The organism is Streptomyces sp. HUAS 15-9 (assembly GCF_025642155.1).
Classification (GTDB): domain Bacteria; phylum Actinomycetota; class Actinomycetes; order Streptomycetales; family Streptomycetaceae; genus Streptomyces.
In genome coordinates this window covers 5,291,104-5,305,203 of the sequence record NZ_CP106798.1, presented here as the reverse complement: position 1 = coordinate 5,305,203, position 14,100 = coordinate 5,291,104, and the positions used below count along the sequence as shown (strand labels likewise).

Sequence of the window (14,100 nt, the reverse complement as noted above, 5' to 3'; positions counted from 1 at the left end):
GCCCGGCGTCACACGGTGTCCGGTATCGGAAGGGGACGCTTCTCGATCGCCGCCGCCATCACGTCCGGGAACAGATCGGGCGTACAGGCGAAGGCCGGTGCCCCCAGGGCGGCGAGCGCGGCCGCGTGCTCGCGGTCGTAGGCGGGCGCCCCTTCGTCCGACAGAGCGAGCAGCGTGACGAACTGCACCCCCGACGCCTTCATCGCCGCGACCCGCTTCAGCATCTCGTTCCGTATCCCTCCCTCGTACAGGTCGCTGATGAGCACCACCACCGTCTCGGCGGGCCGGGTGATCTGCGACTGGCAGTACGCCAGCGCCCGGTTGATGTCCGTGCCGCCGCCGAGCTGGGTGCCGAAGAGGACGTCGACGGGGTCGTCGAGCTGGTCGGTGAGGTCGACCACGGCCGTGTCGAAGACCACGAGCCGGGTGCTGATCGACCGCATGGAGGCGAGCACCGCGCCGAACACGGACGCGTAGACGACGGACGCCGCCATCGACCCCGACTGGTCGACGCAGAGGATGACCTCCTTCTTCACGGACTGGGCCGCACGTCCGTATCCGATCAGCCGCTCCGGCACGACCGTGCGGTACTCGGGCAGGTAGTGCTTGAGGTTGGCCGCGATCGTGCGGTTCCAGTCGATGTCGTGGTGGCGCGGCCGGTTGACCCGGGCGCTGCGGTCGAGGGCGCCGGTGAGGGTGGCCCGGGTACGGGTGACGAGCCGCTTCTCCAGGTCCTCGACGACCTTGCACACGACCGCCCGTGCCGTCTCCTTGGTGGTCTCCGCCATCGCCTTGTTGAGCGAGAGCAGCGTGCCGACCAGGTGCACATCGGCCTCCACCGCCTCCAGCATCTCCGGCTCGAGGAGCAGGGAGGCAAGGCCGAGCCGGTCGATGGCGTCCCGCTGCATCACCTGGACGACCGAGGAGGGGAAGTAGGTCCGGATGTCCCCGAGCCAGCGCGCCACCGACGGCGCCGACGCCCCGAGCCCGGCCGAACGGTCCCGCCCCGACTGCGGTTTGTCCCCCTTGCCGTAGAGCGCGGCGAGCGCTCCGTCCATCGCGGCGTCCTGCCCGGACAGCGCGCAGCCGGTTCCGTCGGCCGTGTCGCCCCCGAGCACCAGCCGCCAGCGCCGCAGCCGCTCCGGTGCCAGGTCGGCGGTGTCCACCGCTGTCGGCTCGGTCGTCATGTGCCCACCCCCACGAAGCAGTTGTCGTCGGCCTTCTCCCGCTCGGCCTTCTCCTCCCTGGCCTTTTCCTCCTCGTCCAGGCCGAGCAGCAGCCGGACGAGGGGCAGTACGGCGTCGGCGCGCTCGGCGTCCGGCTCCGGGTCGAAGCCCGGTATGCCGGCCCCACGGCCGGACGCCGCGCTCCCCCGCGCACCCGGACCGCGTCGCACCAGCTCGCCCAGGGTTCTGCGCACCCCCGGCTCGTACGCCGAGAACGTCCGCCGCAGCAGCGGTAGCACGTCCGTGAACGCCTCCGTCGGCACCCCGGTGAGCCAGGCGTCGACCAGGCCGAGCAGCCGCTCGTCGTGGACCAGCAGCATCCCGCCCCCGCCGCCGACGAAGCCCTCGATCCACGCGGCCGCGTCCGGCGGCGGTGTCCCCGGGGACAGTACGAGCCCCATCAGCCGCGCCGCCTCGTCCTGGCCCAGCTCCCCCTCGTCCAGCAGCAGCCGCACGGCCCGCCCCCGGATGACCCCGGGCACGGTGTCGCGCCCGGACAGGACGCGCAGCACCGAGCGCCAGCGGGCGCGCAGGTCACCGGCTCCGGGGGCGGGCGCGCCCTCGCGGCCGTCGGCGGAGGCCTCCCCCAGCAGGCCCACCGCCCCGTGCACCTCGTCCAGATGCCGGCGCATCTCCTCGGCCGCGTCCGCGTCCAGGGCTGCGCAGGCCGGGGGCAGGCCGACGAAGATCCGCTCGGCGAGGCCTGCGGCGACCTCGGCGAGGGCCCGCGTGTCGGTGCCGCGCACGTCGCCGTAGCGCAGGGAGCGGACCAGGGCGGGGAGCGCCTGGGCGAGGTGGCCGACGTCGGCGTCGAGGGCCGCGCGGTCGGCGAGCACCCGCATCACCACGGGGAGCGCGTCCGGCAGTTCGGCGAGCAGACAGCGTTCGGCGAGCGCGGTGACCTCGGCGAGGGACTCCGCGGCCACGGCGTCCGCCTCGGCCTTGGCGGTCGCGGCGCCGAGCACCGTCGTGCCCCAGACCCCGGCTTCGGCGACCCGCACCGACAGCTCCGGCTCCCAGCGCAGCCGCCAGGTCTCCCGGAACGTGCCCGTACTGCCCCGCGACTCCCTGGGCTCACCCCATCCGACACCCAGCAGCCGCAGCCGGTGCAACAGCCGACTGCGTCCGGCGTCGGTCTCCTTGCGCAGGTCGAGCTCCGACTCCCGCTCCAGCGCCTCCGGTTTGAGCCGCAGCCGGCGCTGCAGCCGGGCCAGGTCCCGCTGCAACGGCACCGCGGGCGCCGTGTCGGGCACCTCGCCCAGCAGGTCACCCACCACCAGCCGGTCGTGCACCAGCGCCAGCGGTACGTCGGAGCCGTCGCACATCACCGCACGCACGGCGTCGGTCGTCTCGCTCAGCCCGGCCAGCGGGCGGCCCCGCATCGCGGCGAGCGTCTCCGCCAGCCGCACCGCCTCGATGACATGCGCCGAGGACACGATCCGGTCCTCCTCGCGCAGCAGCCCGGCCACCTTGGTCAGCCACCGCTCCACCGGCCGGTCCGGCGCGCCGAACAGATGCCCGTACCAGCCCGGTGAGGCGATGCCCGCCCCGTACCCGCTGGACCGGGACAGCCTGCGGTGCGTCCACGGCACCCAGGTCATGTCCACCTTGGCCTTGGGCAGCCCCTTCAGCAGTGCCCGGTCGGCCGCGACGGAGGCCTTCTGCCGCAGGGCGGGCACGTGCCAGGCGCCGCACACCACAGCCACGGCGTCGGTGAACTCACGCTGAGCTGCCCGTAGTTGGAGCCGCATACAGGCCTCGCGCACACGGTCCCGCCTGTGCCCGCCGGCACCGTACGTCTCCCGCAGCGCCCCCATGGCCTCCTCGAGCGCGGCGAACGGCGCGAGTGCCACGCCCAGTTGCTCGCCCCGGTGTTCGACCACATCCTCCCACCAGCGCTCGGGATCGTCGTAGCCTGCGGTCTCGGCGAGTACGGCGATCGGGTCGACGCGGACATCCGGCACCGGCGCAGGCCCGTCGGCGGCATCGGCATCACCATCGGTATCAGCCCCGGTATCGCCCCCGCCCCCGGCCCCGGGGGGCTCCCCCTCCTCGCTCCCCCACGCCAGCGTGTGCGTGGCCGGCAGGTCGATGAAGCGGGCCGGGACCCCGTGTTCCAGCGCCCAGCGGATCGCCACCCACTCGGGGGAGAACTCGGCCAGCGGCCAGAAGGCCGAACGTCCGGGCTCCTCCACGGCGTGCGCGAGGAGCGCGACCGGAGGGCGCATGTTCTCGTCGGCGGCCAGCGGGATCAGCGCGTCGGCCTCGGGCGGCCCCTCCAGCAGCACCACCTGCGGCCGTGCCGCGTCCAGCGCGGCCCGCACGGCCCGTGCCGACCCGGGGCCGTGGTGCCGCACCCCGAGCAGCAGCGGCCCGGAGTCGAACGCCCGCCCCCACTCGGACCCGCTCACGCGCTCACCTCCCGGCAGGCCCGGTAGAAGTCCTTCCAGCCGTCGCGCTCGCGCACGACCGTCTCCAGGTACTCCTGCCACACGACCCGGTCGGCCGCCGGGTCGCGGACGACGGCGCCGAGGATGCCCGCGGCGACATCGGCCGACCGCAGCACGCCGTCGCCGAAGTGGGCGGCCAGCGCGAGGCCGTTGGTGACGACCGAGATCGCCTCGGCCGTGGACAGCGTGCCGCTGGGCGACTTCAGCTTGGTACGGCCGTCGGTGGTGACGCCGTCGCGCAGCTCGCGGAAGACGGTCACCACCCGGCGGATCTCGTCCATGCCGTCGGGCACGGCCGGCAGATCGAGGGAGCGGCCGATCTGGTCGACACGGCGCGAGACGATGTCGACCTCGGCGTCGGCGCTCTCCGGCAGCGGCAGCACCACCGTGTTGAAGCGGCGGCGCAGGGCGCTGGACAGGTCGTTGACCCCGCGGTCGCGGTCGTTGGCCGTGGCGATCAGATTGAAGCCGCGCACCGCCTGCGCCTCCTGGCCCAGCTCCGGGATCGGCAGGGTCTTCTCGGACAGGATGGTGATCAGCGTGTCCTGGACATCGGCCGGGATGCGGGTCAGTTCCTCCACGCGGGCCGTCATGCCTTCGGCCATGGCCCGCATGACGGGGCTGGGCACGAGCGCGTCGCGGCTGGGGCCGTGGGCGAGCAGCTGCGCGTAGTTCCAGCCGTAGCGGATCGCCTCCTCCGGGGTGCCGGCCGTGCCCTGCACCAGGAGCGTCGAGTCGCCGCTGACGGCGGCGGCCAGATGTTCCGACACCCAGGTCTTGGCCGTGCCGGGCACGCCGAGCAGGAGCAGCGCGCGGTCGGTGGCGAGTGTGGTGACCGCGACCTCGACGATGCGGCGGGGGCCCACGTACTTCGGTGTGATCACCGTGCCGTCCGGCAGCGTGCCGCCGAGCAGATATGTCGCCACCGCCCACGGCGACAGCTTCCAGCGGGCCGGGCGCGGGCGGTCGTCCTGGGCGGCCAGCGCGGCGAGTTCGGCGGCGAACGCGTCCTCGGCGTGCGGTCGCAGCGCCTCGGCCGGTTCCTTCACGAGTGCTTCGGCCGCATCGGCTGCTTCGGCTGCCTGTACGGATGTTGCTTCCACGGACACAGTCATGGCTGAGGCCCCCTCCAGCTCGGCCGGTTCGGTCTGTCACCAACCGTGCACCACGCCACTGACAATCCGTTCCGACCTGCGAAAACGCCACGACAGGGCCGATTGTCAGTGGTGGGATCTACCTTCGATGGCATGACTCAGCAGGGGGTGCGCTGGACCGCGGACCAGGTGCTGGCACTGGCGCCTGACGTCGCGTCACGCAAAGCGGGAAGCAAACTCGGCACGGCCGGGACGTGGTCCGAGGCGGGGAGTTCCGACGAGGGGACGGTGTGGGGGCTGTGCAAGGGCAGCGGCAGCAAGCCGTATCAGACAGTCGTCGACATAGCGGAGGTGGCGGGTCCGGCATACAAGTGCTCGTGTCCCAGCCGTAAGTTCCCGTGCAAGCACGCGATCGGACTGCTGCTGCTGTGGGCGGGCGGGGACGGTGCGATGCCGACGGCGAAGGCGCCGGACTGGGCGGAGCAGTGGATCGAGGGCCGGAAGAAACGCGCGCAGGAGAAAAGGGAGTCGGGCGGTGGGGGTTCCGGGTCCGGGTCCGCCGATCCCGAGGCGGCGCGGCGCCGGGCCGAGCGCCGGGCCGAGCGGGTCACGGCGGGGGCGACCGAGCTGGAGCAGCGCCTGGCGGATCTGCTGCGCGGCGGCCTGGCCTCGGCGGAGCAGGCGGGGTACGGGCTGTGGGAGGAGACCGCGGCCCGTATGGTCGACGCGCAGGCGCCGGGACTGGCCGCGCGGGTGAGGGAGTTGGGGGCGATTCCGGGGTCCGGGCCGGGCTGGCCGGTGCGGCTGCTGGAGGAGTGCGCGCTGCTGCATCTGCTCGACCAGGGCTGGCTGCGCCGTGAGCGGCTCCCGGACGGCCTCGCGGCGACGGTGCGTTCCCGCGTCGGCCTGCCCGCCTCGGCGGACGGCCCGCCGATGCGCGACCGCTGGCTGGTCCTCGCCCAGTACGACACGGCGGACGCGAAACTGACCACGCGCCGGATCTGGCTGTACGGCGCCCAGTCGGACCGTATCCGTCTGCTTCTCTCCTACGGCGCGGCCGGCCGGGCTCCGGAGCTGGCGCTGCCGGTCGGGCTGGCCCTGGAGGCCGAGGTGTCCGCCTATCCCGGTGCGGGGCAGCTGCGGGCGGCGCTGGGCGAGCAGTTCGCCCCGCCCGCGCCGGCCGCGATACGGCCCCCGGGGGTGACGACCGCTCGGGCGGCCGCCCGGTACGGGGAGGCGCTGCGTGAGGACCCGTGGCTGGACGCGGTCCCGGTGACGCTGGACCACGTCGTACCGGTCCCGGACGGCGACTCCTGGCAACTGGCCGACGCCGACGGGGGCTCGGCGCTGCCGCTCAGCCCGGCCGCCCGTTCCCGCCCGGGCCTGTGGCGGCTCGTCGCCCTCTCCGGCGGCGCGCCGGTCAAGGTCTTCGGCGAGTGCGGCCACCGCGGTTTCACTCCGCTCACGGCATGGGCGCAGGGAACGGGAGAGGCGGTGCCGCTGTGCTGAGGGGGCCCGGCACCGCAGGACGACCGATGGAGAGAGGCGTTGTATGAACGGGAACTCGGCTTCCGTGGGGACGACGGGTGCGGCGGGCATCGCGAACGGCGCGGGCACCCCGAGCGCCCCGAACACCTGGGAGGAGCTCGTCACCACGGCGCTGCTCGGCACGGACCGGCGCGCGCCCGTCGGCGGTGCGCCGGGGCGGCAGGCTCCGGTCGTCCTGCTGGACGCGGCGGCCGTGGAGACCGTACGGCGGCGGGCGGGGCTGCGGCCGGCTCGGGCCGCCCGGCGGCCCGAGCCGGCCGCCGAGGACCCGCGCCCTCCGCTGCCCGCCGCGGCGACCCGCAGGCTCGTGATGCTGCTGGCCGACCGTCCCGGCACGGGCGGCGGCAGGCGGGGCACCTCGCCTGATCTGATGGAGCTGCTGCCCCAGTGGCTCGCGGCTGCGAACGCGCGAGGGTTCGGCGCACCCCCGCAGACGCTGCCCGCGCTGCTGGACGCGGCCCGGGGGCGGACGGACCTGCGGTAGGCGGCGCTGGCGTTCGCGGGGCCGCGGGCGCTGTGGCTGGCCCGGCTGAACCCGGACTGGCGCTTCGCCCTGCGCGCGGCCCCGGGCGGCGGGACGTCGCTGCCGGACCCCGACGACGGCTCCGCCGCCGACGAGGTGCAACGGCTGTGGCAGGAGGGGCTGTTCGCCGAGCGGGTCGCTCTCCTCTCCGTGATCCGGGCACGCAGGCCCGCGGCCGCGCGCGAACTGCTGGCCGCGACCTGGGCGACGGAGCGGGCGGAGGACCGTCTGATGTTCCTCGACTCGCTGCGCACGGGGCTGTCCGCCGACGACGAGCCGTTCCTGGAGCGGACGTTGGGCGATCGCAGCCGCAATGTGCGGGCGACGGCCGCGGAGTTGCTGTCGGCGCTGCCGGGCTCGGCACTGGCCGCGCGGATGGCGGTGCGGGCCGGAGCATGCGTGGCCGTCGACCACACGCGCGACATTCCGACGATCGCGGTCGAGGCGCCGCTTGAGTGCGATACGAGGATGGAGAGAGACGGTGTCGTGGCCAAACCTCCTTCGGGCAGAGGGGAGCGATCGTGGTGGTTGGGCCAGTTGGTGGAGGCGGCGCCGCTCGGATCATGGCCGGGACGGCTCGGCGGCCGTACACCGCGGGAGATCGTGGCACTGCCGGTCGCGGACGGCTGGCAGGGCGAGCTGCATGCGGCGTGGTGCCGGGCCGCGGCTCGGCAGCGGGACCCGCAGTGGGCCCGGGCGCTGCTCGGTGCGCCCTCGGCGCCCGAGGCCGGGGGCCCGGGAGCGGTCTCGCTGGCGGAGCGGGCGAAGCTGCTGGGCACGCTGGACGCCCGGGAGCGCGCCGAATGGGTGGCCGGCTTCATCGCGACGCACGGTTTGTCCGAGGCGTTCCAGTTGCTCGGGGTGTGTGCCGTGCCCTGGGCCCCGCCGCTCGGACGGGCGGTGGTGGATGCGCTCGACATCGCCAGGGAAGCGGGGAGTTACCCGTGGAGCTTCAGTGGGGTGATGGGGCTGGCCGAGCGGTGCCTGGATCCCGCGGCGGCGTCGCGGCTGGATGGGCTGCTGGCGGTGCCGGACGAGAAGGAGGACGCGTCGCCCGGGGCCGGGGGCTACTGGGCGGAGGCGTTCCAGCGGCTCGTGACCACCTTGCGGCTGCGCGCCGCGATGGCCGACGAGTTGGGGGTGACGCCGGAGCCGGGTGCACCGCGGGTGCGCTGAACCGCACCCGCGCGGTGAGCCTCGCCGGACCGGCGCCGCGGGGACTACGCGCCGGCGTGCTGGCGGACGTTCTGCCGCACCCAGTCCACGATCGAGGCCGTGGTGGCCCCGGGCGTGAAGATCTCGGCGACGCCCTTCTCCTTGAGGGGCGGGATGTCCGCCTCGGGGATGATGCCGCCGCCGAAGACCAGGATGTCCTCGGCGTCCCGCTCCTTGAGGAGGCCGATGACCGCCGCGAAGAGGGTGTTGTGGGCTCCGGAGAGGATGGACAGACCGATCGCGTCTGCGTCCTCCTGGATCGCCGTGTCGACGATCTGCTCCGGGGTCTGGTGGAGTCCGGTGTAGATGACCTCCATACCGGCGTCGCGCAGCGCACGCGCGATGACCTTGGCCCCGCGATCGTGGCCGTCGAGCCCCGGCTTGGCCACCACCACGCGGATCGGTCCGGCTGCCACACCCATCACTGCCTCCATGAAGCGACTACATCCATCCGTACCGACAAGTACCGCACATTCCGCGCGTTCCGCCACCCGTCGCGAAGTGAACGAACGTTATCTCCAGCATCCCTCAACCGGCAGTTTCACGGTGGTGACCGAGGGGGAAATCACACGATGGGACACGTTCGGGAGCCGCAGCGTGGTCCGCGCGGGCACGAAAGGCACACAGGGCAGGTAAGGCACGACAGCGGGGAGCCTCGTCGCCACGCCGGCAAGGCGCCTCGTCAGGTCATCGGCGCCGCATGCGCCGCACGCCTCATCCATCCCGCGCGTGCCACTCCGGCACCGGCGGCCGCCCCCACCGCGGCTTCCCATGAGGGCACACGGGGGATCAGGCCGTCCTCCTGCGTGCCGACAGGAGGTCGGCCATGAAGGTCACCAAGGCACTCGAGCCCCTGGTTCCGATCTGGCAGCAGCTCCTGCCAGGCAGAGTCATGGGGCTCTCCATGGCCCTCCTCAAGGCGACCGCACTGGAGATCGCGATCCTGGCCGGGCACATCGCCCTCTATCCCACCGGCATCACCCCGGAGCGCCACTCCCCCCCGCAGGCGACGCCCCTGCCGGACGGCACCGCGCAGCTGCCGACCACGCCGGATCCTCCGGTCGTCCTGCTGCACGGCTTCATCGACAACCGTTCGGTCTTCGTCCTGCTGCGCCGCAACCTTGTCCAGCACGGCAGGCAGCGCGTCGAGTCGCTCAACTACTCACCGCTGACCCGGGACATCCGCTCCGCGGCCGAGCTGCTCGCCCGGCACATCGAGGAGATCTGCGAGCGCACGGGGAGCCCGCAGGTGGACATCGTGGGGCACAGCCTGGGCGGACTGATCGCGCGGTACTACGTACAGCGGCTCGCCGGCGACCTCCGGGTCCGCACGCTGGTGACGCTCGGCACCCCGCACTTGGGCACCCGGGTCCTCCCGCTGGCGAACGCGCACCCGATCGTGCGCCAGCTGCGCCCCGGTTCGGAGGTATTAGAGGAGCTGGCCGGGCCGGCGCCCGGTTGCCGTACACGCTTCTTCTGCTTCTGGAGCGACCTCGACGCCCTGATGGACGAGCCGGAGACCGCCTGTATCGACCATCCCGACCTCGTGGTGCAGAACATTCAAGTGATGGGAATCGGGCATCTCGCCCTTCCCGTGCATCCGGCCGTCGCGGCCGGGATACGGCAGGCACTCGACTCCGAACACCCGGAAGTGGAGGTCGCCAGGCCGGCCGGCGGGCTGACCGTGGCGTGAGAACAGGGCCGTAACAGGGTCATACCGGGCGAGTCCGGGCGGCGCGACAGCCGTCCGGACTCGCCGACTTAGCGGGACCGGCAGACGACCGGACGTCGAACAATCTTCGAACACAAAGCCAAACCCGCGGCCATCGTCCCCCGAAACACGGCCGAATGCCCGTTTCCTTCGGGCGCGAAACCTTCCGAAGATTGTCGCGCCCGCATACCGCCGGGTACAGTCGCCGCACTGCTCTGGCAGCCCCTGTTGTCGAGGCGAAAGAGAAGTTGGTGAACGACCGTCACCCGTCGGGGATCACGACCTCCCCGGCTCCGGCTTCCGATGCCGCCTCGGCGCCCTACGCGTCGTACGGCGGGCAGGAAGCCCAGTACGGCGACTTCACCTCGTACGCCGGATACGGCACGGACGGCTATGCCACCGGTGCCCACTCCACCACCTCGGTCTTCGAGACCGACCCGCTCTTCGGCAACCTCCCGGGCGGGGGTCACGCCACGGGCGCGTACGACACCACGCAGTGGCAGACCAGCGGCCACCAGACGCTGAACTACGACCCGTACGCGGCCCAGCACCACGCCGCCTACGACAGCGGCGCCTACGACAACACCGCCTGGACGATCCCCCAGCAGGCCACGGGGAACGACATCAGCGGCTGGGGGTCCCCCCTCTGGGAGAGGGACGCGAACGCCTGGCTCCAGCCCGAGCAGCACACCGGCGCCGCCCCGACCCAGCAGTGGGACTGGGGCACGCAGGCCTTCGAGACCGGTACGTACGACGCCACGCAGTGGAACTCCGACGGCAGCGTCGTGGCCGCCCAGCACGAGCGGCAGGCCGAACCCTTCGACCAGCAGGCGACCACCACCTTCGACCAGCTCTCGTACGAGAATCACGACGACTACGAGAACTACGAGGACGACGCCTTCGAGGAGGCCGTCCCGGACGAGGACGACCCGACGGCCACGGGCGAATTGCCCGCAGTAACGCCACTGCTGGACGATCAGGAAGAGTTCACCCCGCTCCCGTCCACCCGTGCGGGATCACGGGGCGGGGCGCGTTCCCGCCGCCGCCCGCCCAAGCGCTCCGCGCTGCTGACCGTGGCCGTGCCTTCGGCCTGCGTGATGGGAGTCGCCGGGATCGCCGCCGCCTCCGTCGGCAACCTGAACCTGATCGGCGGCGGCAAGGACAACAGCGCCTCCGCGCCGGAGACGAAGTCGGTGAAACCGTCCGCCGCCAACAACCAGCTGGACACCCAGCTGGAGAACCTCTCCGCCGGCGCCGACGACTTCGCCGACCGGGCCAGCCGGACCCAGGAGCGCATCGACCTCAAGGCACAGCAGCTGGCCCAGCAGAAGCAGGCGGCGGCCGAGGCTGCCCGCAAGGAGCGGCTGCGCCCGAAGTACGCGCTACCGGTTCTGCAGAGAGGGCTCAGCGCCTATTTCGGCCAGGCGGGCGTGAACTGGATGTCCGTGCACACGGGCATCGACTTCCCCGTCTCGTACGGCACGACGGTGATGGCCGCGACCGACGGCACGGCCCGCACCCAGTGGAACAGCGCCTACGGCAACATGATGATCGTGACGGCCAAGGACGGCACGGAGACCTGGTACTGCCACCTCTCCAGCTACCGGGTCGCCTCCGGTACGAGCGTCAAGGCCGGACAGCCGATCGCGTACTCGGGCAACTCGGGCAACTCGACCGGCCCGCACCTGCACTTCGAGGTCCGGCCGGCGGGCGGTTCGGCCATAGACCCGCTGCCGTGGCTTCGCAGCCATGACCTGGACCCGACGTAGATCCCCACTCCTCTCCACGCGTGACCGAGCCCCCGCCGGATCTTCCGATCGGCGGGGGCTCGTCGCGTGTGCCTACAGCTTCTCCACCGGCGCGTACCGCAGCACCAGCCGCTTCGGCTTCGCGTCACCGAAGTCGATCGTCGCCTGGGCGTTGTCCCCCGCGCCCGTCACCGCGAGGACCGTGCCGAGTCCGAACTGGTCGTGGGTGACCCGGTCCCCGACGGCCAGGGACACCACCGGCTTCGACGAGACCCGCTTCGTGGCGAACCCGGACGCGCCCGACGCCGACGAGCGCGAGCGGGACGAGGACAGCGAGGCCGCCACACCGGAAGCGGGTCCGGAGGAGACCGGCGCCGCCGCTCCCGTCCGCTTCCACTGCACATGGGCGGGCGGGATCTCCTCCAGGAAACGGGAGGGCGGGTTGTACGACGGCTGTCCCCAGGCGCTGCGCAGCGAGGACCGCGTGAGATACAGCCGCTCCCGCGCGCGGGTGATGCCGACGTACGCCAGGCGCCGCTCCTCCTCCAGCTCCTTGGTCTGGCCGAGGGCGCGCATGTGCGGGAAGACGCCGTCCTCCATGCCGGTGAGGAAGACGACCGGGAACTCCAGGCCCTTGGCGGTGTGCAGGGTCATCAGGGTGATGACCCCCGAGCCCTCCTCGTCCTCGTCGGGGATCTGGTCCGAGTCGGCGACCAGCGCCACCTGCTCCAGGAAGTCGGCCAGGGTACTCTGCTCGCCCTCCGCGCGTTCCTGTTCGAACTCCAGGGCCACGGCCGCGAGTTCCTGGAGGTTCTCGATGCGGGTCTCGTCCTGCGGGTCGGTGGAGGTCTGCAGTTCGGCGAGATAGCCGGTGCGTTCGAGGATCGCCTCGAGGACCGTGGCCGGTCCCGCGCCGGACTCGACGATCGTGCGGAGGTCCTCCATCAGCACGTTGAACCGCTTGACGGCGTTCGTCGAGCGCGCCGCCATGCCGTACGCCTCGTCGACCCGGCGCAGCGCCTGCGGGAAGCTGATCTTCTCGCGCTGGGCGAGGGCGTCGATCATCGCCTCGGCACGCTCGCCGATACCGCGCTTGGGGACGTTGAGGATCCGGCGCAGCGGCACGGAGTCCTCCGGGTTGGCCAGGACGCGCAGGTAGGCCAGGACGTCCCGGACCTCCTTACGCTCGTAGAAGCGGACGCCGCCGACGACCTTGTAGGGCAGGCCGACGCGGATGAAGACCTCTTCGAAGACACGGGACTGCGCGTTGGTGCGGTAGAAGACGGCGACGTCGCCCGCCTTCGCCTCGCCCGCGTCCGTGAGGCGGTCTATCTCGTCGGCGACGAACTGCGCCTCGTCGTGCTCGGTGTCGGCGACATAGCCGGTGATGTGCGCGCCCGCGCCCGCGTTGGTCCACAGGTTCTTGGGGCGGCGGGACTCGTTGCGCTCGATGACCGCGTTGGCGGCGGAGAGGATCGTCTGGGTGGAGCGGTAGTTCTGCTCCAGGAGGATCGTCGTCGCGTCCGGGTAGTCCTCCTCGAACTGGAGGATGTTGCGGATCGTCGCGCCGCGGAAGGCGTAGATGGACTGGTCGGCGTCACCCACGACGCACAGCTCGGCGGGCTGGAGGTCGTACTCGCCGGGCGGTACGTCCACCGGGTGCCCGGCGGTGCCGACGAGCTCGCGCACGAGGGCGTACTGGGCGTGGTTGGTGTCCTGGTACTCGTCGACGAGGACATGGCGGAAGCGGCGGCGGTAGTGCTCGGCGACGTCCGGGAAGGCGCGCAGCAGGTTGACCGTCGTCATGATCAGGTCGTCGAAGTCGAGGGCGTTCGCCTCGCGCAGCCGCGACTGGTACATCGCGTAGGCCTGGGCGAGGGTCTTCTCGAAGCCGTCGGCGGCCTGTGCGGCGAAGTCCTCCTCGTCGACCAGCTCGTTCTTCAGGTTCGAGATCTTGGCGCTGAAGGCCTTCGGCGGGAAGCGCTTGGGATCGAGCTCCAGGTCGCGGCAGACCAGGGCCATCAGACGCTTGCTGTCGGCGGCGTCGTAGATCGAGAACGACGACGTGAAGCCGAGCTTCTTGCTCTCGCGGCGCAGGATGCGCACACACGCGCTGTGGAAGGTCATCACCCACATCGCCTTCGCGCGCGGGCCGACGAGGTGCTCGACGCGCTCCTTCATCTCGCCCGCGGCCTTGTTGGTGAAGGTGATCGCGAGGATCTGGCCCGGGTGCACGCTCCGCTCGGCCAGCAGGTGGGCGATGCGGTGCGTGAGCACACGGGTCTTGCCGGATCCGGCGCCGGCCACGATGAGCAGCGGGGAACCGGCGTGGACGACGGCCGCGCGCTGGTTCTCGTTCAGCCCCTCCAGCAGCGCCGCGGCGTCGATCACCGGGCGCGGGGCGCCGTCGCGGTAGTAGTTGTCCCGGTCCGGCGGCACGTCGAACTTCCCACCGAACAGATCGTCCGGAACCGACTCCGGAGCGTGATCGTCCTCGGGCGGCGGCGGAGGCTCCTCCTCGCGCCCGTGAGGGGTCTGGAGGTCCGCCAGGAAGCTGTCGTCAAAGAGGCTGCTCATCGCTCTCC

8 protein-coding genes and 1 pseudogene are annotated in these 14,100 nt (G+C 72.3%); 4 read left to right on the top strand and 5 right to left on the bottom strand.

The window, feature by feature from the left end:
• Nucleotides 1–8: 8 nt before the first annotated feature.
• Genes N8I87_RS24575 through N8I87_RS24565 form a run of 3 tightly spaced genes read right to left on the bottom strand, consistent with a single transcriptional unit; the run spans nt 9 to nt 4,791 of the window.
• A complete protein-coding gene (locus N8I87_RS24575) occupies nt 9–1,187 on the bottom strand; it encodes a VWA domain-containing protein (RefSeq protein WP_263211785.1) in 1,179 nt (392 codons plus the stop codon).
• Nucleotides 1,184–3,637 carry a DUF5682 family protein gene (locus N8I87_RS24570; RefSeq protein WP_263211784.1) on the bottom strand — a complete coding sequence of 818 codons (2,454 nt, stop codon included), beginning with the start codon at nt 3,635–3,637 and terminating at the stop codon, nt 1,184–1,186. Before N8I87_RS24570 ends, N8I87_RS24575 begins: the two co-directional genes overlap by 4 nt.
• Nucleotides 3,634–4,791: an ATP-binding protein gene (locus N8I87_RS24565; protein ID WP_263211782.1), complete on the bottom strand. Its 1,158-nt coding sequence runs from the start codon at nt 4,789–4,791 to the stop codon at nt 3,634–3,636. Before N8I87_RS24565 ends, N8I87_RS24570 begins: the two co-directional genes overlap by 4 nt.
• A gap of 132 nt (nt 4,792–4,923) precedes the next feature.
• On the opposite strand from N8I87_RS24565, the gene N8I87_RS24560 reads away from it, so the two are divergent.
• Together N8I87_RS24560 and N8I87_RS24555 are read left to right on the top strand one after the other, a co-directional pair.
• Nucleotides 4,924–6,279, top strand: coding sequence for an SWIM zinc finger family protein (locus tag N8I87_RS24560; protein ID WP_263211781.1), 1,356 nt, complete (start codon nt 4,924–4,926; stop codon nt 6,277–6,279).
• Nucleotides 6,280–6,322: 43 nt separating this feature from the next.
• Nucleotides 6,323–8,017: pseudogene (locus N8I87_RS24555) on the top strand (DUF5691 domain-containing protein).
• A gap of 44 nt (nt 8,018–8,061) precedes the next feature.
• Here N8I87_RS24555 and icmB read toward each other — a convergent pair.
• A complete protein-coding gene (gene icmB, locus N8I87_RS24550; RefSeq protein WP_263211779.1) occupies nt 8,062–8,478 on the bottom strand; it encodes a coenzyme B12-dependent isobutyryl CoA mutase small subunit in 417 nt (138 codons plus the stop codon).
• Between the two features lie 404 nt (nt 8,479–8,882).
• Between icmB and N8I87_RS24545 the strand changes: the two genes are divergently transcribed.
• Both N8I87_RS24545 and N8I87_RS24540 read left to right on the top strand, forming a co-directional pair.
• A complete protein-coding gene (locus N8I87_RS24545; protein ID WP_263211778.1) occupies nt 8,883–9,749 on the top strand; it encodes an esterase/lipase family protein in 867 nt (288 codons plus the stop codon).
• A 269-nt stretch (nt 9,750–10,018) separates the two neighbouring features.
• Nucleotides 10,019–11,536: a M23 family metallopeptidase gene (locus tag N8I87_RS24540; protein WP_263211776.1), complete on the top strand. Its 1,518-nt coding sequence runs from the start codon at nt 10,019–10,021 to the stop codon at nt 11,534–11,536.
• Between the two features lie 72 nt (nt 11,537–11,608).
• Here N8I87_RS24540 and pcrA read toward each other — a convergent pair whose 3' ends face one another.
• On the bottom strand, nt 11,609–14,092 hold the full coding sequence (gene pcrA, locus N8I87_RS24535; RefSeq protein ID WP_263211774.1) for a DNA helicase PcrA: 2,484 nt from the start codon (nt 14,090–14,092) through the stop codon (nt 11,609–11,611).
• Between the last annotated feature and the right edge of the window lie 8 nt (nt 14,093–14,100).